General features: G+C 68.8%; 18 protein-coding genes. 10 read left to right on the plus strand and 8 right to left on the minus strand.

Translation table 11 applies throughout. From position 1 onward, the window contains the following. Nucleotides 1–68: 68 nt before the first annotated feature. Nucleotides 69–1,418, minus strand: a complete 1,350-nt coding sequence (locus ABD719_RS06365) for a lipopolysaccharide biosynthesis protein (RefSeq protein ID WP_344692519.1) — start codon at nucleotides 1,416–1,418, stop codon at nucleotides 69–71. Nucleotides 1,419–1,536: 118 nt separating this feature from the next. Here ABD719_RS06365 and asnB point away from each other — a divergent pair, with 118 nt between their 5' ends. Continuing rightward, on the plus strand, nucleotides 1,537–3,417 hold the full coding sequence (gene asnB / locus ABD719_RS06370) for an asparagine synthase (glutamine-hydrolyzing) (RefSeq protein ID WP_344692598.1): 1,881 nt from the start codon (nucleotides 1,537–1,539) through the stop codon (nucleotides 3,415–3,417). Here the strand turns inward: asnB and ABD719_RS06375 are convergent. The 3 genes from ABD719_RS06375 to ABD719_RS06385 are packed head-to-tail and all read right to left on the minus strand — an operon-like array spanning nucleotide 3,401 to nucleotide 6,347. Further along, on the minus strand, nucleotides 3,401–4,492 hold the full coding sequence (locus tag ABD719_RS06375; protein ID WP_344692520.1) for a CDP-alcohol phosphatidyltransferase family protein: 1,092 nt from the start codon (nucleotides 4,490–4,492) through the stop codon (nucleotides 3,401–3,403). The genes asnB and ABD719_RS06375 overlap by 17 nt on opposite strands. Next, a complete protein-coding gene (locus ABD719_RS06380; RefSeq protein WP_344692521.1) occupies nucleotides 4,489–5,622 on the minus strand; it encodes a hypothetical protein in 1,134 nt (377 codons plus the stop codon). The genes ABD719_RS06375 and ABD719_RS06380 overlap by 4 nt, the downstream gene beginning before the upstream one ends. Beyond that, a complete protein-coding gene (locus ABD719_RS06385; RefSeq protein WP_344692522.1) occupies nucleotides 5,619–6,347 on the minus strand; it encodes a phosphocholine cytidylyltransferase family protein in 729 nt (242 codons plus the stop codon). The genes ABD719_RS06380 and ABD719_RS06385 overlap by 4 nt, the downstream gene beginning before the upstream one ends. A gap of 128 nt (nucleotides 6,348–6,475) precedes the next feature. On the opposite strand from ABD719_RS06385, the gene ABD719_RS06390 reads away from it, so the two are divergent. The 3 genes from ABD719_RS06390 (at nucleotide 6,476) to ABD719_RS06400 (ending at nucleotide 8,805) form a co-directional block, all read left to right on the plus strand. Then, nucleotides 6,476–7,030: a glycoside hydrolase family 108 protein gene (locus ABD719_RS06390; protein WP_344692523.1), complete on the plus strand. Its 555-nt coding sequence runs from the start codon at nucleotides 6,476–6,478 to the stop codon at nucleotides 7,028–7,030. Next, the gene (locus ABD719_RS06395) at nucleotides 7,027–7,263 is read left to right on the plus strand and encodes a hypothetical protein (protein ID WP_192126141.1); all 237 of its coding nucleotides are present in this window, start codon (nucleotides 7,027–7,029) and stop codon (nucleotides 7,261–7,263) included. Before ABD719_RS06390 ends, ABD719_RS06395 begins: the two co-directional genes overlap by 4 nt. A gap of 78 nt (nucleotides 7,264–7,341) precedes the next feature. Beyond that, nucleotides 7,342–8,805, plus strand: coding sequence for a hypothetical protein (locus ABD719_RS06400; RefSeq protein WP_344692524.1), 1,464 nt, complete (start codon nucleotides 7,342–7,344; stop codon nucleotides 8,803–8,805). Here ABD719_RS06400 and ABD719_RS06405 read toward each other — a convergent pair. From ABD719_RS06405 to ABD719_RS06420, 4 genes are all read right to left on the minus strand, one after another. Continuing rightward, nucleotides 8,802–10,193 (minus strand): hypothetical protein, encoded by a 1,392-nt coding sequence (locus tag ABD719_RS06405; protein WP_344692525.1) that lies wholly within the window; start codon nucleotides 10,191–10,193, stop codon nucleotides 8,802–8,804. The two genes, ABD719_RS06400 and ABD719_RS06405, sit on opposite strands and share 4 nt — an antisense overlap. 145 nt (nucleotides 10,194–10,338) lie before the next feature. Next, entirely contained in the window at nucleotides 10,339–11,865 is a 1,527-nt protein-coding gene (locus ABD719_RS06410) for a TadA family conjugal transfer-associated ATPase (RefSeq protein WP_192126136.1), read from the minus strand. Between the two features lie 74 nt (nucleotides 11,866–11,939). After that, the gene (locus ABD719_RS06415) at nucleotides 11,940–12,992 is read right to left on the minus strand and encodes a methylated-DNA--[protein]-cysteine S-methyltransferase (protein ID WP_344692526.1); all 1,053 of its coding nucleotides are present in this window, start codon (nucleotides 12,990–12,992) and stop codon (nucleotides 11,940–11,942) included. Between the two features lie 49 nt (nucleotides 12,993–13,041). Next, the gene (locus ABD719_RS06420; RefSeq protein ID WP_344692527.1) at nucleotides 13,042–13,962 is read right to left on the minus strand and encodes a hypothetical protein; all 921 of its coding nucleotides are present in this window, start codon (nucleotides 13,960–13,962) and stop codon (nucleotides 13,042–13,044) included. A gap of 197 nt (nucleotides 13,963–14,159) precedes the next feature. Here ABD719_RS06420 and ABD719_RS06425 point away from each other — a divergent pair, with 197 nt between their 5' ends. The 6 genes from ABD719_RS06425 (at nucleotide 14,160) to ABD719_RS06450 (ending at nucleotide 19,563) form a co-directional block, all read left to right on the plus strand. After that, nucleotides 14,160–14,714, plus strand: coding sequence for a F0F1 ATP synthase subunit delta (locus tag ABD719_RS06425; RefSeq protein WP_344692528.1), 555 nt, complete (start codon nucleotides 14,160–14,162; stop codon nucleotides 14,712–14,714). Between the two features lie 4 nt (nucleotides 14,715–14,718). Beyond that, a complete protein-coding gene (gene atpA / locus ABD719_RS06430; protein WP_192126130.1) occupies nucleotides 14,719–16,248 on the plus strand; it encodes a F0F1 ATP synthase subunit alpha in 1,530 nt (509 codons plus the stop codon). Between the two features lie 118 nt (nucleotides 16,249–16,366). Beyond that, nucleotides 16,367–17,254: a F0F1 ATP synthase subunit gamma gene (locus tag ABD719_RS06435; RefSeq protein WP_344692529.1), complete on the plus strand. Its 888-nt coding sequence runs from the start codon at nucleotides 16,367–16,369 to the stop codon at nucleotides 17,252–17,254. A gap of 25 nt (nucleotides 17,255–17,279) precedes the next feature. Then, nucleotides 17,280–18,761, plus strand: coding sequence for a F0F1 ATP synthase subunit beta (gene atpD, locus ABD719_RS06440; RefSeq protein WP_192126126.1), 1,482 nt, complete (start codon nucleotides 17,280–17,282; stop codon nucleotides 18,759–18,761). Beyond that, complete coding sequence (locus ABD719_RS06445; protein ID WP_344692530.1) at nucleotides 18,758–19,306, plus strand: hypothetical protein; 549 nt, start codon at nucleotides 18,758–18,760, stop codon at nucleotides 19,304–19,306. The genes atpD and ABD719_RS06445 overlap by 4 nt, the downstream gene beginning before the upstream one ends. A 5-nt stretch (nucleotides 19,307–19,311) precedes the next feature. Then, nucleotides 19,312–19,563, plus strand: a complete 252-nt coding sequence (locus tag ABD719_RS06450; RefSeq protein WP_192126122.1) for an ATP synthase F1 subunit epsilon — start codon at nucleotides 19,312–19,314, stop codon at nucleotides 19,561–19,563. Nucleotides 19,564–19,832: the final 269 nt, after the last annotated feature.

Raw genomic sequence — 19,832 nt, forward strand, 5'->3', positions numbered from 1 at the left:
TTCACCTTCCGCCACGGCGGTAGCGATGTGCGCGTGAACCACGGCTTTACTGTGGCAGGATGGCGACCCTATCGTGGATGGCGCGACAGGCGAAGCGCGGCGATCGCCATCAGTACCGCCACCGCCGCCGATCCCACCGTCACCGCCATCGCCACCCCGGTCGCCCCATACCAAGGCGTCAGCGCCGCCGCCGCCGCGAACAGCACTCCGACCCCCGCGGCACGGATCGCAAAGACGCTGCCGGCGCGTTGCAGCGCGGTCATCACCGTATCGACCCCCGTCGTCGCCAGATCGAGGCATCCCGCCACCGCCAGCCACAACAGGATCGGCCAGGCATGGCGGAAGTCGCGGCCACCGACCAGATTCAGCACCGGTTTACCCAGCAGCAGCACCAGTATCATGATCGCCCCGGCGGCCAGCCCGCTGCCCATGAACAGCCGCGACATCAGCCGGGCCAGGATCGCGGGCGGGGCATCGCGCAACGTCTTCACCACTTCCGGAAAGGCGGCGCGGGAGATGAGTTGCGACAGCTTGGCCAGCGCCTGCGCGATCTGCGACGCGAGCCGGAAGACGCCGGCGGCGGCAGGACCGGCGGCGGCACCGACCAGCAGCAATGGTATCTGTTTGCTCGACAGGCCAAGCGTGGAACTGGCATTGGTGCTGAGCGCGAAGCGGACGATGCCGGGATGTTCCCGTGGCAGATGACGCGATCCGCGACCGTGCCGGATCATCGCAAAATCGCCGCTGCGCGACACCATCAGCCAATAGGTCGCCGCCGTCAGCACCTCCGCCGCGCCCCAGGCGACCAGGAAGCCCTGCACGGTCGGATGGATCAGCCAGACGAGGATCGCCCCGACGAACCGGGCCACTGGCGTGACGCTGTCGGCGATGGCGGCGAGGGAGAATTTGTCGCGCAGCCGCAGGATGCCAAGCGGGGTGGAGCGAATCGTGAGAAGCTGGATGACGGCGAAGATCAACGTCGCCCGCTTCAGCGTCGCGCCGATGCCCAGCGCCTCCCCCCATAATTCCAGGATCAGCCAGGCCAGCGCCGCACCGATCAGCGCACTGGCGGCGTCAAGGATGGCGCTGCCCCGGAACAGGCGGGCGAGCGCGGCATCGTCGCGGGCCGCCAGCGGCCCGACGCCGTACTGGACGATCACCTGCCAGCTCTGGAAGGCGACCAGCGTCGCCAGCGTCTGCGCCGCGCCGGTGATGAGCGCGAACCGACCGAAGCCGACGACCCCCAGCGACCGGGTGGCGATGCCGAGATAGAAAAGCGACAGGATCGCCAGCACGCCGCGGCTGGCCAGCAACCAGCCGAGATTGCGCGCGGCCGCCCGCATCAGTCCAGCGGGACCGTCGCCGTCCGGATGGTCGGTCGTCGTGGATGGAATGGAGGGGGGAACCGGGCTCGTCATGCGTTGCGGGACGGCTTAGGGTGACGCACGGAACGCGGCAAGACCCGTGGTCTTTCGCCCGCCGCCCCCCTAAGGCGCGAAACATGGATATCGGCGGGAGCAGACGGCCATCTGCGGCATAGCGGGCCTTTTCGCGCGCGGCGCGACGGCGACGCCGGAAACGGTGCGGGCGCAATGCGCGGCGATCGTCCATCGCGGGCCGGACGACGAGGGCGTGTTCGCGGACGGCGACTTCGCGTTCGGGATGCGACGGCTGAGCATCGTCGATCTGGCGGGGGGGCATCAGCCGTTCTTTTCGCCCGATGGCCGGCTGGCGCTGGTGTTCAACGGCGAGATCTACAATTTCCCGGCGCTGCGGGCCGAACTGGCGGCGGCGGGCCGGGTGTTCCACAGTAGCGGCGATACCGAGGTGATCCTGGCCGGTTACGAACGCTGGGGCGACGGCGTGTGGACGCGGCTGGACGGGATGTTCGCGGTGGCGGTGTGGGACCGGACCGTGCGCCGCCTGACGCTGGCGCGCGACCCCGTCGGGATCAAGCCGCTCTATTATACCGACCAGCCGGCGGGGTTCGCGTTCGGATCGGAACTGAAGACGCTGACGCTGTTGCCCGGTTTCTCCTTCGATACCGATGAGCGGGCGCTGCTCGATTATTTCCGGTTCGGGCATGTCCGCAGCCCCCGGTCGATCCACCGCCAAGTCCTTACCCTGCCGCCGGGCCATGTGCTGACGGTGGGGGCGGGGGAGGCGCCGGCGATCCGCGCCTATTGGACGCCGCGCTATGCACCCGCCGCCCCGGTGTCGGACGGCGAGTGGGTCGACCGGTTCCGCACCCGCTGGCTGGACACCGTCGCGGAACAGATGGTCGCCGATGTCGAGGTGGGTGCCTTCCTGTCGGGCGGGGTCGATTCGTCGGCGGTGGTCGCGGCGATGATGCGGGTGTCGGATCGCCCGGTGCGCACCTTCACGATCGGCTTTCCCGATCCGCGCATCGACGAAAGCGGCCCGGCGGCGGCGATCGCGGCGGCGCTGGGCACGCGGCACACCACCCGCACGCTGGAACTGGCGGCGGCGCGCGATCTGCTGCCGGTGGTCGCCGCCGCCTATGACGAGCCGTTCGCCGACCCGTCGATGGTGCCGACCTGGTATGTCAGCCGCGTCGCGGCCGGGGAGGTGAAGGTCGCGCTGTCGGGCGATGGCGGCGACGAGCTGTTCTTCGGCTACAAGCGCCACGCCACCGAACGCCGGATCGGCCGCCTGCCTGCCCCGCTGCGCCATGCCGCACGGGCGATCGGCGCGATCCCGCCGCTGCCGTCGCGCCATCTGAACGCGGTGATCCAGCGCTGGACCAAGACAGCGGCGAGCGCGGGGTTGCCGGACGGCGTCGCGCGGTTCTTCGCCAAGACGCAGATCAGCGCGGCCGGCTTTCGCGCACGCGTGTTCGACCCCGGTTTCCTCGCGCGGGCGGGCGGCGGCGATGGCGAGATCGCGCGGCTGTGCGCGGAATATTTCTCCGATCCTGCCGCCATTTCGGCCGACACGCTGGAGCAGTTCGGGCTGTGCGATCTGGCGCTCAACCTGCCCGGCGCGATGCTGACCAAGGTCGACCGGGCGAGCATGGCACATTCGCTGGAGGTGCGGGTGCCGATGCTGGGCCAGCCGATGATCGACCTCGCGCTGTCGATGCCCGTCCACATGAAGCTGGACGGCCGGGTGGGGAAACGCGTGGTGCGGGAGGCGATCGCGCCGTGGCTGCCCCCCGGCATCCTCCACCGGCGCAAGCAGGGCTTTCAGATGCCGCTGTCGGCATGGTTCGCGGGCGATTTCGGCCATTATGCCGAGGAGCTGTGGCGCGACAGCGGCGCGCGGGACGAGGGTATCTGGCAGGCGGCGGCGGTGGACCGGGTGTTTGCCGATCACCGCGCGGGAAAGCGGGACTACAGCCGCTTTCTTTACGCGCTGGCGGTCTATTGCCTGTGGCGGCTCAGGCGAGCCAGCTGACCACCGCCGCACCGTGGCGCTTCACCGCGATCGCCTGCAACAGGCGGATCAGGTGGACGACCAGCGAGATCGCGGTCCACGCCGCCATCCCGATGATGCCCCAGTCGGGCCGCCCGACCAGCAGCCCCGCCAGCAGGATCACCATGTTCGGATTGCGCCGCGCGGTGACGAGGCGGAAATCGCTGTCGAACTTGCGCCAGACATGGATGTGCATCCCGAAGCGGACGATGAACGCCCCCTCGATCAGCCGCTGCGCGACATAGCCGAACAGCATCGTGCCGATGACGATCCAGAACGTCTGATCCGACAGCGCCCGGCCGTAGGGCGCGCAGCCCGCCGCCCATGCCCACCACCAGAAGGGCGGATGGACCAGATCGACGCCGTGATCCCACGCATTGCCCAGTTTCGACGAGGTGATGGTGCAGCGCGCCAGCTTTCCGTCGACGGTATCCAGCACCATGAAGACCAGGCCGGTGGCCAGCCCGGTCCAGAACCAGCCATACCAGAAGGCAACGGTGGCGACGATGCACAGCACGCTGCCGATCGCGGTGATGCCATTGGGGCTGATCCCGATCCGCGCCGACAATTGCGTCAGCCGGAACGCCCATTCGGGCCAGAGATACTTGGTCAGGACGTCGGTGACGCCCTTGTACGCGCCCTTGTAGCTCAGCCGTTCGATCGCGGGGACGGTGGCGGGGGTCAGCGGTTCCATGAACGGGCGTTCGCGCTTGCGCAGCGCCTCGTTCAGGATGCCGGCCTCGTCCTCCGCCTCGATCACGGTCAGGCCGGGCAGGGGGCGGCCGGCGATCATCAGCGCGGCGGCCTCCTCGGCCTCGATATCGCCAACATGCGCCAGCACCGGCCGCCCGTCGCGCGTCACGACGGTGCCGGGGCGGGTCTTCAGATGCGCGGTCCAGACCGGGTCGAACGCATAGTCGAGATGGGCGAGCACGATCGTCGCTCCCCGCTCGTCGAACCCCTGCGCCTGTGCGATGCGGCGGGTGCGTTCGGCGTTGGTCATGCCCCAGAGCGGGGTGGGATTGTCGCCGATGGTGGCGAGCGCGGGAGAAGTCATGCCGCGGCGTTACCCGATCGTGCCGGATTGTCGAGCAGGTCGCGGATGACCCGTGCCGCGCGTGCGGGGGCCGCCCCGGTGGTGTCGCCCAGCGAGTCGGCGGCGAACCGTGCCTGTTCGGCCGCGAAGCCGGGGTGGATCGCGGGGGCCCGCGCCAGCGCCGCCAGCAGATCGGCCGGGTCGTCCACGACCTCGCCGCAACTCCATTGCGCGTAGGACGGGTCGGTCCGCCAGTCGACGCCGCCGGCGTTGAGGAACACGCAGGGGCGAGGGCGGGACAGGAACTCGATCACCTGGCTCGACGTGTCGCCCAGATAGAGATCGGCGGCGGCGGTGTAGCTGCCGTCGACCATCGCGAACCCGTCGATATCGGTATGGACGTTCGGCCGGCCCGCCAGATCGGCCATCACCTGCCGCACTGCCGGCGCGCCCTCCACCAGTCGCTGGTGCGGCGCGAAGATCAGGTTCCAGCGGCCGTCGTCGGCGATCCGCCGCACCGTCTCCGCGCCCCAGTGCCACCATGACGAGCGGTGCCGTTGCCAGTGCGGGGCATAGAGCACGACCGGCTTCGGCGTGGCAAAGGGCAGGGTCGCCATGCTCCGCTGCCGGAACGCCGCCTTGACGTAACCGGTGGCGATCACCCGCCCGGGTGCGAAGCCGCGCGCCAGATAGGTGCCGCGCTCGCGCTCGCTCGGCACCAGCATCACACGGGCGGCGCGGCGGCGGGGATCGTCGCGCGCGCTCATCGACCCGACTCCGTGCGAGGTCTTCACGAACGGCGGCAGGAAGGGCAGCGCGCGCGGCAGCCACAGGCTGGTCTGTTCGGCACACACCACCGCGCGGGCGCGCAACAGATACGGCAACAGCCGGATCAGCGTGGGGATCTTGGGGGGCAGCGGCGGGTTGCGGCCATCGGCCCCGGATGCCAGCCGCCGGAACCCCGGCGCGCGGCGCACCCGCACGCCGGTCAGCCGCGCGCTCCACCGCGTCAGCAATTCCTCATGCACCGAGGTCGCGACCCACAGGTCGATCGCGACATCGCCGTCCGCCGCCAGTGCCTCGACGATTGGATAGAGATGCGGGATCAGCAGCGTCTCGCCGAGGAACAGGAAGGCGACCGGCCCCTTCACGACCCGCGTTCCCGCCGCCAGCGTTCGATATCGTCGGGCCGGTCGATCTCCTGCCACGGCGCACCGGCCGGGATCGCCACCGCCGCCACCGCGTCGACCCCGGCGAGCCGGTCGACGATCGCATGGTGGAAGGCGTGGATGCCGTTCTCCCCCCCGATCACCGCGCGCAGGGCATCGGCATAGGCACCGCCCCCGGTCGAGGCGACGATGCCGAGCGAGCGGTGGGTGGCGCGGTCGGGATCGAGCCCCTTGCCGACCGCCCGGACCCGCCCGTCCGTCACCGCGACGAGCATGTCGTCCGGTTCGGCGGCATCCAGTCTGTCCACCACCAGCTTCACCCCGCGCCGTGCATCGGTGACGGCGGCGGCCAGCACGGCGGGGTCGAAGATGGTGTCGCCGTTCATCAGCACGAATGCCCCGGTCAGGGCCGCGCGTGCCGCCCAGACGCTGCCGATACTGCTGCCCGCCGCCCAGAACGGGTTGAAGACGAGTTCGGTCGTCAGCCTGCCGCCGCCGTTGCCGGGCCGCGCCGCCAGATGCTCGCCGATCTGTTCGATGCGATAGCCGCCCACCACCGTCACCGCCTCGATCCCGGCCGCTTCGATCGCGCGCAACTGATGGTCGAGGATCGCCCGCCCGCCGACCGGCACCAGGCATTTGGGCGTTTCCAGCGTCAGCGGCAGGAGGCGCGAGCCGTGGCCCGCCGCGATGATGATGGCCTTCATGGAATCCCGCCGTGGTTCGTCACCGCGCCTAGATCACAATGGTGGTGGGAATGCGGCAATGATTTTCCTGCTGTCCTACAACGAACCAAATAGGATAGTTGATGCCCCTCACATGAATGGGGGCCAAGATGCACGAGACGATCGACGACCTGATCGATGCGGTGATGGAGCGGGAGGGGGGCTATGTCGACCATCCCGCCGACCGGGGCGGGCCGACCCGCTGGGGCATCACGGAGGCGGTGGCGCGGACGCATGGCTGGCGCGGATCGATGCGCCAGTTCCCGCGCGACGAGGCGGTGGCGATCTATCGCCGGCTCTACTGGTATCGGCCGGGGCTGGAAGCGGTGGCGGCACGGGCGCCGCGACTGGCGGCGGAACTGTTCGATACCGGCGTCAACATGGGGCCGCCGGTTGCCGCCGGGTTCCTGCAACGCGCCCTGAACGCGCTCAACCGTGGTGCGACCGATTATCCCGACCTGACGCTCGACGGCCGTATCGGCCCCGCGACGCTCGCGGCGATCGACGCTTTCCTGGCGACCCGCCGCGCGGTGGGCGAGGCGGTGCTGCTGAAGGCGATCGATGGGTTGCAGGGCGAACGCTACATCGCGCTCGCCGAGCGACGCCCCGCCAACGAGGCGTTTCTCTATGGCTGGCTCGCGCAACGGATCGGAGAGCCGGCATGAACGACCAGCGCCTGCGCTTCCGCGCGTTCCTCGCCGTGGTGATCGCGACGCTGCTCGTGGCACTCGCCCCGATCGCGGTCACCGGCCTGCTCGGCAAGGTGTTGCCCGAAGCGCTGATCGCCACGTCCGACAAGGTGACGACGGGTCTCGTCACCCTGCTCGGCACGATCGGGGGGCTGCTGTTCCGCCAGAGCCAGCCCGATGCGGCGGCCGGCCCGGTGGTGCCGCGATGAGGGCGACCGTCGTGATCCCTGCCGCCGTCGCCCGACGGCACGCCACCGGGCGATGAAACCCTCTTTCCGGAGCATCCGATGCTGACCATCACCGACGACCTGTCCGCCTTCACGCTGGCGGCGGGCGAGCCCTTCATCCTCGACCTGCGTTTCCATGATGCCGACGGCGCGGCGATGCCGCTGGCCGGACGCGCCTTCGCCCTGTCGTTCCACGATCATGACCGGGTTGCGCACGCCGCGATCAATGGCGAGATCGTGGCCGACGGGGAGGGCGATCGCGTGCGCTTCGCCCGCGACGGGCGGCTGTCCGAATCGCTATATGGCTGGCCGCTCATCGTGGAACTGGCGGAGCGATACCGCCACGGCCGCGACGTGATCGCCCGCGGAACGCTGACGATCCTGCCCTCTGCCGGGGAAGTCGTCTCGCTCGACGGGGCGGCGATCGCCGGGCAGGGCTGGCGCGTGACGATCCGCGCCGGCACGGATGGCGCCGCGCCGGTCTTTGCCCGGACGCGGATACCGTTCGATGCGCCGTCCGCCCCGATGCTGGCGGCGCTATCGTTGGCGGCCGGCGCCTGGACGGTCGATGTCGCGGTCGATCTGCCAGTGACCGGCACGACGCCGAATACCCTGCTGGCGGCGACGTTGCCGCCGGGACTGACGATCGCGGACGGCAGGATCGTCGGCGCGCCGGCGGTGGCCGGCCCGGCGGAGATCACGCTCGTGGAGACGCTGGCCGGCGCCGGCAACAGTCCGCGGACGACGGTGATCGCCATCATCGTCGCCGCGGCGCCGGTGGCGGCCGATGCAGTGTTGCCGCCGCATCCGATCGGCCCGGTCGATCTGGGCACGCAGACGGCCATCGGCCTGCGCATGATGGTCGCCGAACCCTATATGGTCGGTGCCCGGTTCCGTCGGGCGACGAACACTGCCGATTTCTGGTTCCGCATGACGGACGCGGAAAACGGCGTGATCTTCCGGATCGTGGACGACGATCATTATCGCCTGATCCGCGTCGCTGGCGGCGTCCAGAGCAGCATCGGGGGGTACGAGTACCGGACGTTCAGTCCGCCCCTGGTCGCCGCGCCGGACACCGCTTTCGTCGAACTACGCGTCGCGGCGGACGGCAGCGTCGCATTCTTCCAGAACGGCATCCGGATATCGGCGAAGGTCGACGCCGCGTTCCTCGATGCGATCCAGCCCCGCGGATATGGCGTGCGCTTCGCCGTCACGATCGGCCCCGCGATGGCGAACGTGACCGCCGGATCGCTGGCGCCGCCGTTGGAGATCCATGGCGCGACGATCGATCCCGCGACGCGGCGGATCGATCTGGCGATCGGCTATGTCGGGACGCCCGACGCCTACGACTATGCGATAGGCGGTGGTGCATGGGCGGCGGCGCGGACGTTGTCGTCGGCGCAGGCCGGGCAGGCGGTGTTGCGGCTGCCCGCGCTGGCGGCGGGGATCGCCGGGGATGTTTCCATCGCGCTTCGTCAACGCAACGCCCCCGCCGCGTCCGCGTCGATCACCGTCTCCGTCTAGCGATCCTCGCGGCGCAGGCGGAATACATATTGCCGCAACCGCCCGATCCTGACCGTGCCGACCGGACGATAGCGGTCGGCGACCGCGCGCAACACCAATGCCTGCGTGGCGGGATTGGTGGTGGGTTTCGGGGTACGGATCACGATCACGCCGGGATCGCGCGCCAGGATGCGGGCGGTCTCGGCGACGGGATCGACATCGATGCCATGGACCTCCGACGTCTGGCCGAGATGACTGCGAAAGATGTAGCGGGTCGGAAGGCAGGACCGGGTCAGGTAATAGAGGATCGGTTCGCTGTTGAAGCCGAACACGCATCCCGCCGGCCGGTCGCCGACCATCCGCGCCAGCGCCGCCGCCTGTGCCGGGGTGCCGCGCTGGCGGATGCGCAGGGTCGTCACGAGCGCGGCCAGCGCCAGGCCGATCGCCAGGATCACGATACAGCGGCGCAATGTCACGGTGCAGCCACGGTCGTTCAGGCCGGCGGCGGCGGCGATCGACAGCGGCAACATCACCGGGATGAAATAATGTTGTTCGGCGGTCCCCATCATCAGCACCGCGATCAGCGCGATCGCGGCCCATTCCAGCGCCGGCCACGCCCGCCACCCGCCGCGGATCGCCAGCCAGACGAGCGGGGAGGCCAGCGCCGCCGCTTCCAGCAGCTTCACCGCATTGGTGGCGGCGGTATCGGGGTCACCCTGTCCGAAGATCGACCGGAAATTGGCGAAGATGAACGCCTCGCTATGCCCCGCGACCATATAGACGGCCAGGGCGACGGCGGTGGGCAGCAGCGCCAGCCCGACCCACAGCGCCGCGTCGCGCCCGATGCGGTGCAGCGGCCGCCCGGCCAGCCAGCCGGCCCGCAACAGCGCCAGCGCGAAGAAGACGCCCTCGAACATCGCGGTGTACTTGATCTGCATCGCGACGCCGACCAGCAGCATCGCCGCTGCGCCCCGTCGCGACAGGCGTCGTCGTTCGCGGATGCCGTCGATCGCGAGCAGACCCGCCCCCGCCATTGGCAGGCTGTACCAGACCGATGCCTGCCCGCCACCGCCATCGAACACCACCAGCCACACCAGATAGCAGAGCCCGCCGGCAAAGGCGGCGCCGGGCGAACAGAACCGGCGGGCGATCCGGGTCGCGAGGAAGGCGGTGGCGGTGGCGCACAGCGTCGCCGCCACCTGATAGAGCAGGATGCCATCGCCACCGACCGAGCGGATCGCGGCGAAGATCAGGAACAGGCCCACCGGCTTGCGGTCGAATATGTCGACGAACGGCCACGCGCCGTGCACCATCCGGTCCCCGACCAGCAGGTAGAAACCCTCGTCGCTGTGAACCAGCGGATTGCCGAACAAGGCGCCGCGCGTGACGAATGCCGCGAGCAGCAGCAACAGTGCCTACATCGCCGCCGATCGCGGCAGGCCGAGCCGTCGCCGATGGTCGGCAACGATAGACGGGGCGGCGGCATTCATGCCGGCCGCCCTTAGTCCCTCATGGTCCCCCCGTCAGCCCGGCACGACCTGATATTGCAGGCTTCTACAGGCAGGCTTCCAGATATGCCTGATCGAATCCGAACTGCTTGGCCTTGTCCAGCGTGTAGGGGCGCAGGCCCATCGAGCGGTATTCGCCGATGATCTTGCCGTCCGCGCCCTCGTCCAGATACTCGAACCGGAACAGCTCCTGCGTGACGATCACCGGGCCTTCCATCCCGATCACCTCGGTCACGTTGGTCACGCGGCGGCTGCCGTCGCGCAGCCGCTTCACCTGGATGATGAGTTCGACCGAATCGGCGATCTGGCGACTGATCGCCTCCTTGGGCACCTTGATGTCGGACATCATTACCATGTTCTCCATGCGGGCCAGCGCCTCACGCGGGGAATTGGCGTGGAGCGTACACATCGACCCGTCATGGCCGGTGTTCATGGCGGCGAGCATGTCGAAACATTCCGCCCCGCGGATTTCGCCCAGGATGATCCGGTCCGGCCGCATACGCAGCGCGTTCTTCACGAGGTCGCGGATGCTGATCTCGCCCTGACCCTCCAGATTGGCGGGGCGGGTTTCCAGCGGCAGCCAGTGCGGCTGTTGCAGCCGGAGCTCGGCGGCGTCCTCGATCGTCAGCACGCGCTCGCCCGGGTCGATCATCTTCGACAGCGCGTTCAGCATCGTCGTCTTGCCCGAACCGGTACCGCCGGAAATCACGACGTTGAAGCGGCTGGCCCCGGCGATCTTCAGCGCGGTCGCCATCTTCGGGCTCATGCTGCCGAACCCCGCCATCATGTCGAGCGTGATCGGCTTGGCGGAGAATTTGCGGATCGAGATGGCGGTGCCACGCAGGCTCAGCGGCGGCACGATCACGTTGACGCGGCTGCCGTCCTTCAGCCGGGCGTCGGCGAGCGGCGTCGTCTGGTCGACGCGGCGGCCGACCGAGTTGACGATGCGCTGCGCGATCTGGAACAGATGCTCCTCGTCGCGGAACTGGATCGGCGCGATCTCCAGCTTGCCCTTGCGCTCCACGTACGTCTGGTCGGGGCCGTTGACCATGATGTCGGTGATGGCGGGATCGGCGAGCAGCTCCTCCAGCGGCCCGAGACCCAGCAGTTCGTCGACCAGCACCTTTTCCAGCGCGAACTGTTCGCGGCGGTTGAGCGTCAGCTTCAGCTCGGCCAGCACCTCGCCGATGATCGGGCGGAATTCCTCGGCCAGTTCGTCCTTGCCCAGCGTCGCCGCCGCTTCGGGATCGACGCGTTCCAGCAGGCGCGGCAGCACCTGTTCCTTGATCTTGTGGACGGAGGCCTCGAACCCCTCCACCTTGCTGCTGCCGGCATCGCCGCTGGCGTTCTGGCGATCGGACAGGCGCTGCATCGCATCCAGCGTCGGCGCGGAATGGAGCGTGGGGTCGAGTTCGCCCGGCAGCGCCAGCGCGTCGAGCGGCGGAAATTGCTGGCCGCCCTCCGGTTCCGGGCGGGGGGCGGGACCACCGCCGTGCATCGGCCGCGCCACGCCGAACGCCGGCCGGACCGGCTGTCCGCTACCCATATTGCTCCGACGCCCGAACGCGCTCATTCCCGATCCTCTTGTGTCGATACGGGATGCTAGCGGCCAAGCTTTTAGAATTGGCTAATTGTCTGTCTCGTCGATCATCCGTGTTCCGGGCCGGCCTTCCCGGTCCAGCCCTCCCGGTCCAGCAGGGCGCGCTTGCGGTCCGGGCCATGGGCATAGCCACCCAGTGCTCCGTCGCCGCGCAGGATGCGGTGGCACGGCACGACGACCGCGACCGGGTTGGCGCCGCATGCCGTCCCCGCCGCGCGGGTGGCGCCGGGATAGCCGGCCAGTGCCGCCAGTTCGGCATAGCTGCGCGTCTCGCCCGGCGGGATCGCCTGCAAAGCCTGCCATATCGCTTCCTGAAACGCGGTGCCGCGCACGTCGACCGGCAGGCCGGTATCGCGCGCCGGCGATTCGACCTGTGCGACCACCCGTGCCGCCATCGCGACCAGCGCGGCATCGCCCGGTTCGATCGCGGCGAGCGGGAACAGCCGGGCGAGCGCCGCCGCATCCTCGTCGAACGCCACCCGGCACAGCCCGCGCATGGTCGCCGCGATCAGCAGCGGGCCGAGACTGGTCGGCACGATCGTCCAGCGGATCGTCTCGCCCGGTGCCCCGCGCCGTCGCTGGGCGGGCGTCATGCCCAGGCGCGGCGCGACGTTGTCATAGAAGCGGCTGGGGGCGGCATAGCCCGCCGCGTAGATCGCGGCCGTCACGCTGTCGCTGGCCGGCAGCGCCGCCGCGCCCCGGGCGGCGCGACGGGCGCGGGCATAGGCGGCGGGGCTGACGCCCGTCGCGCGGACGAACAATCGCTGGAAATGATGTGGCGCGTAACCGACCCGTGCCGCTAGCCCGGCCAGCGTCGGGGCTTCCCCGGCGTCGAGGATCGCGGCGGCGGCGGCCACTGCGGCCCGGTCGCGGGCGACGCCATCGGGCAGGCAGCGGCGGCAGGGGCGATAGCCGGCTGCCCGTGCCGCGATCGCATCGGCATGGAAGCTGACATTCTCGCGCCGTGGCCGGCGGGCCGGGCAGCTTGGCCGGCAATAGATTCCGGTGGTGGTCACCGCGACGACGAAGCGGCCATCGGCGTCGCGATCGCGCGCGACGAAGGCGGTCCAAGCGGCGGCGTCGTCGAAGGGGTCGGTCATGCCGTCGTCCTACCGCGTCCATGACATGGCTTCATCCCGGCGCTTGCGATCAAAGTGCGGCCATGCGTCGCACGTCCTCCTCGCCCGCCGCCAGCGAGCGGACCCGGCCCAGCCCCTTGCTGACCTCGTCTCCCGCGTTGGGTGCGAAGATACGGGCGCGGGCGTACAGATCGCCGGCCAGCGCGTATCGCCCCTCCGCCTCGGCGCAGAGCGCCCGGTTGAACACCGTTGGCCCGTGATCGGGCGACAGCCGGTCGATTTCCGTGAAGGCGCGGCAGGCGGCGGCCTGATCGGTCTTGGTCAGGCGCACCGCCTGTTTGAACCGGTCCGCGACCTCGCCGGGCAGTCCCTTGCGATCCTCCTGTATCCGCACCGTGTAGCGTTCGCGGTGCGGGGCGAGATCGAGGCGGACCTCGCGTGCGACCGATTCGGCCATGACATCGGCGGTCAGCGCGATATCGAGCGGGGTGCCGGTGTCCTCGCACCACCAGCCGCTATCCGTGCGCGTCTTCGGTCCGGCATAGACGGTGCGGCCATCACGCCGACGCACCAGTTGCAGGTCGGCGCGCAGGCTGACCGAGCGTCGCGTGCAGCGCACCCGGTAACTGATCCGCCTCACGCACTTGCCATCCTTCTTCTCGGCGCAGCGCTCGCGTGCCTCGCTGTAATCGCTGCTCTCCACCGCGATATCGGCCTGGCCGGTCAGCATCCCGTCGGGCCGCAGCGAGGGGGGCACCAGCCTCGCATGAGGAGTGTCGGTCCGGTCCAGTGCGGCCAGCTGGCGCTCGATCGCGTCGCCCAGTTTCTCGCCGAGCGGCCCGGCGATCATGTCCACGCCGATCGTCGGCAGGAAGCTCGCTTCCCGCGCGGTGGCGGCGAAGATGCCCTCGACGTGCAACGTCTCGGCGGCCACGGGCGATGCCGCCGCGATCAGGCCGGCCGTCACCACCATCCGCCTTGCGCCTCGCATCGCCACCGTCTTCCTACGCTCCCTTCTGCGTGCCTGCCGTTATCGTTGCGCGACCGATCCTGAACGACGCGTGTCGACCGCGCGGCTTGCATCGGCGGCCCCCCCATGCTAGCCGCGCCGCAGCCCATCGGAGGTGCGTTTTTCGCGCCCCGTTCCCTATGGGCGAACCCGTTCTGACGACGAGGAATTCCAGGTCCGTGGAGACAGCTGGCGGTATTCAGGCAAGTTTGGGCGGTCGATATGCCGTGGCCCTCTTCGACCTTGCACGTGACGCGAAGACGATCGATGCGGTCGAGGCCAGCCTGACGGCGGTGCGCGATGCGCTCGGCCAGTCGGACGACCTGCGCCGGCTGACGGTCAGCCCGCTGGTCGGGCGCGGTGTCGCGGTGAAGACCGTGCTGGCCGTCGCCGACCAGATCGGCGTCGACGCCACCACCCGCAGCTTCCTCGGCGTGCTCGCCGAGAACCGGCGGCTGTCGCAGCTGCCTGCGATCATCCGCGCGTTCCGCACGCTGGCCTCGCGCCATCGCGGCGAGATCGCGGCGGAGGTCGTGAGCGCCCACCCGCTGACCGACGATCAGGTCGCCCAGCTGAAGCAGCAGCTTCGCCAGCGCGTCGGTCGCGAGGTGTCGGTCGACCTGTCGGTCGATCCCCAATTGCTCGGCGGGCTCGTCGTCCGCATCGGTTCCCAGATGATCGATTCGTCGATCCGCACCCGTTTGAATGCGCTTGCCAGCGCGATGAAAGGCTGAGTTGATGGACATTCGCGCCGCAGAAATCTCCCGGGTCATCAAGGACCAGATCGCCAGCTTCGGCGATCAGGCACAGGTCTCCGAGACCGGTCAGGTGCTGTCGGTCGGCGACGGCATCGCGCGCATCTATGGCCTCGACAACGTCCAGGCGGGCGAGATGGTCGAATTCGCCAATGGCGTGCAGGGCATGGCGCTCAACCTGGAGGCCGATAATGTCGGCGTCGTGATCTTCGGCTCGGATTCGGAGATCAAGGAAGGCGACATCGTCAAGCGCACCGGCACGATCGTGGACGTGCCGGTCGGCAAGGGTCTGCTCGGCCGCGTGGTCGACGGTCTCGGCAACCCGATCGACGGCAAGGGCCCGATCGTCGCCGAGAAGCGCAGCCGCGTCGAGGTGAAGGCCCCCGGCATCATCCCGCGCCAGTCTGTCAGCGAGCCGATGCAGTCGGGCCTGAAGGCGATCGACGCCCTCGTGCCGGTCGGCCGTGGCCAGCGCGAACTCATCATCGGCGATCGCCAGACCGGCAAATCGGCGGTCGCGATCGACACCTTCATCAACCAGCGGACGGCGAATGCCGGCACCGACGAATCGAAGAAGCTCTACTGCGTCTATGTCGCGGTCGGGCAGAAGCGGTCGACGGTCGCGCAGTTGGTCAAGACGCTGGAAGAGAACGGCGCGATGGAATATTCCATCGTCGTCGCCGCCACCGCGTCGGACCCCGCGCCGATGCAGTTCCTCGCGCCCTATACCGGCACCGCGATGGGCGAGTATTTCCGCGACAACGCGATGCACGCGCTGATCGTGTTCGACGATCTGTCGAAGCAGGCGGTGGCCTATCGCCAGATGTCGCTGCTGCTGCGTCGCCCGCCGGGCCGCGAAGCCTATCCGGGCGACGTGTTCTACCTGCACAGCCGCCTGCTGGAGCGTGCGGCCAAGATGTCCGACGCCAATGGCGGCGGCTCGCTGACCGCGCTGCCGATCATCGAGACGCAGGCCGGCGACGTGTCGGCCTATATCCCGACCAACGTGATCTCGATCACCGATGGCCAGATCTTCCTCGAAACCGACCTGTTCTTCGCGGGCATCCGCCCGGCGATCAACGTCGGCCTCTCGGTCAGCCGCGTCGGTTCCGCCGCGCAGACCAAGGCGATGAAGAAGGTGTCCGGCTCGATCAAGCTGGAGCTGGCGCAGTATCGCGAGATGGCGGCGTTCGCGCAGTTCGGCTCCGACCTCGATGCCTCGACGCAAAAGCTGCTCAACCGCGGCGCGCGCCTGACCGAGCTGCTCAAGCAGAAGCAGTTCGCGCCGATGCCGTTCGAGGAGCAGACCGCCTCGATCTTCGCGGGCACGCAGGGGTATCTCGATAACGTGCAGGTCAAGGACGTGACCCGGTACGAGGCGGCGATGCTGTCCGACCTTCGCGCCAACCATGCCGGCGTGCTGACCAAGATCCGCGACACCCGCGATCTGGGCGACGAGGCGAAGGGCGGCCTGAAGGCGGCACTGGACCAGTTCGCCAAGACGTTCGCGTAATGGAATCTCCCTCTCCCCGTCGGGGGAGAGGGTAGGGGAGGGGAAGGTGCCATGCACTGACCCATGCCCCTCTCCCCGGCCCTTTCCCCTGACGGGGAGAGGGGGAAGAAGGTAGAAGATGGCGTCACTCAAGGCCCTCAAGGTTCGGATCAACTCGGTCAAATCGACCCAGAAGATCACCAAGGCGATGAAGATGGTCGCCGCCGCCAAGCTGCGCCGCGCGCAGGAGGCGGCGGTCGCCGCGCGCCCCTATGCGCAGCGGCTGGAAGGCGTGATGGCCAGCATCGCCGGCCGCGTCGGCATCGCGCCCGGCGCGTCGCCGCTCTTGGCGGGCACCGGCAATGATCAGGTCCATCTGATCGTCGTCGCCACTTCCGAACGGGGGCTGGCCGGCGCGTTCAACACCAACATCGTCCGGGCGGCGCGCAAGCACGCCGATGCGCTGATCGCGCAGGGCAAGACGGTGAAGTTCTACATCGCCGGCAAGAAGGGGCGCGTGCTGCGCCGCTTCTACCCGACGATGATCGCCGCCGATCACGAGATGGGCCATATCAAGCGGCTGGCGTTCGACGACGCCCGCCAGATCGCCGACGACGTGATCGCGCGCTTCACGGCGGGCGAATTCGACGTCGCGCACCTGTTCTACGCCAAGTTCGTCTCGGCTTTGGTGCAGGAGCCGACCGGCATCCAGATCGTGCCCGTGCCGCTGTCGTCCGTCCCCGGTGCCGCCGGCAAGGCGAACGCCCCGGCGGCGGTCACCGAGTACGAGCCGAGCGAGGAGGCGATCCTCGCCGACCTGCTGCCGCGCAACGTCGCCATCCAGATTTTCCGCGCGCTGCTGGAAAATGCGGCATCCGAACAGGGCAGCCGGATGAACGCGATGGAGAATGCGACCAAGAACGCCGGTGACATGATCCAGCGTCTCTCGATCCAGTATAACCGCACCCGTCAGGCCGCGATCACGACCGAATTGGTCGAGATCATCTCGGGCGCCGAAGCGCTCTAAAAGATTCGAAGCAGGAAGAACCGCCATGGCAACCGCCGCTGAAGACATCCGCCCGACCCAGACCACGGGCACCACCAACAATGTCGGCACGATCGCCCAGATCATCGGCGCGGTCGTCGACGTGCATTTCCCCGAGCAGCTGCCGTCGATCCTGTCGGCGCTGGAAACCAGCAACAACGGCAACCGGCTGGTGCTGGAAGTCGCGCAGCATCTGGGCGAGAACACCGTCCGCACCATCGCGATGGACGCGACCGAGGGGCTGACCCGCGGCCAGACCGTGACCGACACCGGCGCGCAGATCAGCGTGCCCGTCGGCCCCGCGACGCTGGGCCGCATCCTCAACGTGATCGGTGAGCCGATCGACGAGCGTGGCCCGGTCGCCACCGACCTGCGCTCGCCGATCCATGCCGAGGCACCGCTGTTCGTCGACCAGTCGACCGAAAGCGCGATCCTCGTCACCGGCATCAAGGTCATCGACCTGCTGGCGCCCTACGCGAAGGGCGGCAAGATCGGCCTGTTCGGCGGCGCCGGCGTCGGCAAGACCGTGCTGATCCAGGAACTCATCAACAACATCGCCAAGGGCCATGGCGGCACCTCGGTGTTCGCCGGCGTCGGCGAGCGTACCCGCGAGGGCAACGACCTCTATCACGAGTTCCTCGACGCGGGCGTCATCGCCAAGGATGCCGATGGCAATCCGCAGTCGGAGGGTTCGAAGGTCGCGCTGGTGTTCGGCCAGATGAACGAGCCGCCGGGCGCCCGCGCCCGCGTCGCGCTGTCGGGCCTGACGATCGCGGAATATTTCCGCGACGTCGAGGGGCAGGACGTGCTGTTCTTCGTCGACAACATCTTCCGCTTCACGCAGGCGGGCGCGGAAGTGTCGGCGCTGCTCGGTCGCATCCCGTCGGCGGTGGGTTACCAGCCGACTCTGTCGACCGACATGGGCGCGCTGCAGGAGCGGATCACCTCGACTAACAAGGGGTCGATCACCTCGGTGCAGGCGGTGTACGTTCCCGCCGACGATCTCACCGATCCGGCGCCGGCCACTTCGTTCGCGCATCTTGACGCCACGACCGTGCTCAACCGCGCGATCTCCGAACTCGGCATCTATCCGGCGGTCGATCCGCTCGATTCGACCAGCCGCGTGCTGGAGCCGCGCATCGTCGGTCAGGAGCATTACGACACGGCGCGCGCTGTGCAGTCGCTGCTGCAGCGCTACAAGTCGCTGCAGGACATCATCGCCATCCTCGGGATGGACGAGCTGTCCGAAGAGGACAAGCTGACCGTGACGCGCGCCCGCAAGATCCAGAAGTTCCTCAGCCAGCCGTTCCACGTCGCCGAGGTCTTCACCGGCATCAGCGGCAAGTTCGTGCAGGTCGAGGACACGATCCGCTCGTTCAAGGCGGTGGTCGACGGCGAATACGACCATCTGCCCGAAGCGGCCTTCTACATGGTCGGCGGCATCGACGAAGTCGTCGCCAAGGCCGAGAAGATGGCCAAGGAGGCGTGATCGTCGCTGCGGCGACGGCGGCTCTCCTCGCGACGGCACCGGTTCCGGTGCAGGCTCGCGGGCAGGGCGCCGTCGCCGCGGTCGATACCGCGATCGCCGCGTGCGAACGCTGGCTGCTTGAACCGGCTAGCTGGAACGGGAACATCGCCTCCTTCGGTCGCGCGCAGGGTCTGCGATCGCAGGCCACCGTGCCATCGGTCGCGCTGCCGCCGCCCGCGATGCGCGTTTCGCTTCATCACTGGCGGGTCCCGTTGGGTGAGGGTGGCGTCTATGTCACCACCTCCGATCGGCTGCCGGTCTGCCATCTGTCGGGCGGTGGCCCATTCGATATGCAGCCCGCGATCGTCGCGCTGCGCCGCGCCCCGGATTTCGCCCGCCGATGGCGACGCACCGGTGGCGGACGTGAGGGCGGGATGGTCAGCGAACGGTTCGTCAGCACCGTCGATCCCCAATTGTCGATGACCCTGTCCCATGCGGTCGCGGCCGGCGGTCGCACGGATCGCGTCCAGTTTCTCGCCACCGCCAGCTACCAGATCAGGAAATAGTCCCGATGCTCCATTTCGAACTCGTCACCCCTGAAAAGCTGCTCCGGTCGGAGAGCGTCCACATGGTCGTCGTCCCCGGCACCGAGGGCGATTTCGGCGTGCTGGAGGGCCATGCCCCCTTCATGTCGACGATCCGCGACGGCGTGATCTCGGTCTATACCAGCGCCAACGGCCAGCCGGAGACGATCGCGATCAAGGGCGGTTTCGCCGAGGTCAACGACAAGGGCCTGACGGTGCTGGCCGAACACGCCGGCTGACCGGTCGGGCTGGGCTGTCCTACAGTCCAGCCTTCGGGCATGACGATGGCCGTTCCCTTTTCGAAGGGAGCGGCCATCGTCACTAGAGCGGGATGACATGAGGTTGATCCGGATGTTCGTCATTGCGAGCGCAGCGAAGCAATCCAGTGCCGGACCAGGACGCCCTGGATTGCTTCGCTGCGCTCGCAATGACGGATCAATCTGATGTCATCTAACTCTAGGGCGCGCGAACACCCCTGTAGGATGCGACGTTCGTGACTTTCCGTGTG

Source organism: Sphingomonas cynarae, from assembly GCF_039537815.1.
GTDB lineage: Bacteria > Pseudomonadota > Alphaproteobacteria > Sphingomonadales > Sphingomonadaceae > Sphingomonas > Sphingomonas cynarae.

Excerpts from the sequence above, each read along its gene's own strand:
- ABD719_RS06365 (WP_344692519.1), bottom strand. The coding sequence starts at position 1,418 with ATGACGAGCCCGGTTCCCCCCTCCATTCCATCCACGACGACCGACCAT.
- ABD719_RS06375 (WP_344692520.1), bottom strand. The coding sequence starts at position 4,492 with ATGACTTCTCCCGCGCTCGCCACCATCGGCGACAATCCCACCCCGCTC.
- ABD719_RS06385 (WP_344692522.1), bottom strand. The coding sequence starts at position 6,347 with ATGAAGGCCATCATCATCGCGGCGGGCCACGGCTCGCGCCTCCTGCCG.
- ABD719_RS06390 (WP_344692523.1), top strand. The coding sequence starts at position 6,476 with ATGCACGAGACGATCGACGACCTGATCGATGCGGTGATGGAGCGGGAG.
- ABD719_RS06395 (WP_192126141.1), top strand. The coding sequence starts at position 7,027 with ATGAACGACCAGCGCCTGCGCTTCCGCGCGTTCCTCGCCGTGGTGATC.
- ABD719_RS06400 (WP_344692524.1), top strand. The coding sequence starts at position 7,342 with ATGCTGACCATCACCGACGACCTGTCCGCCTTCACGCTGGCGGCGGGC.
- ABD719_RS06410 (WP_192126136.1), bottom strand. The coding sequence starts at position 11,865 with ATGAGCGCGTTCGGGCGTCGGAGCAATATGGGTAGCGGACAGCCGGTC.
- ABD719_RS06415 (WP_344692526.1), bottom strand. The coding sequence starts at position 12,992 with ATGACCGACCCCTTCGACGACGCCGCCGCTTGGACCGCCTTCGTCGCG.
- ABD719_RS06420 (WP_344692527.1), bottom strand. The coding sequence starts at position 13,962 with ATGCGAGGCGCAAGGCGGATGGTGGTGACGGCCGGCCTGATCGCGGCG.
- atpA (WP_192126130.1), top strand. The coding sequence starts at position 14,719 with ATGGACATTCGCGCCGCAGAAATCTCCCGGGTCATCAAGGACCAGATC.
- ABD719_RS06435 (WP_344692529.1), top strand. The coding sequence starts at position 16,367 with ATGGCGTCACTCAAGGCCCTCAAGGTTCGGATCAACTCGGTCAAATCG.
- atpD (WP_192126126.1), top strand. The coding sequence starts at position 17,280 with ATGGCAACCGCCGCTGAAGACATCCGCCCGACCCAGACCACGGGCACC.
- ABD719_RS06450 (WP_192126122.1), top strand. The coding sequence starts at position 19,312 with ATGCTCCATTTCGAACTCGTCACCCCTGAAAAGCTGCTCCGGTCGGAG.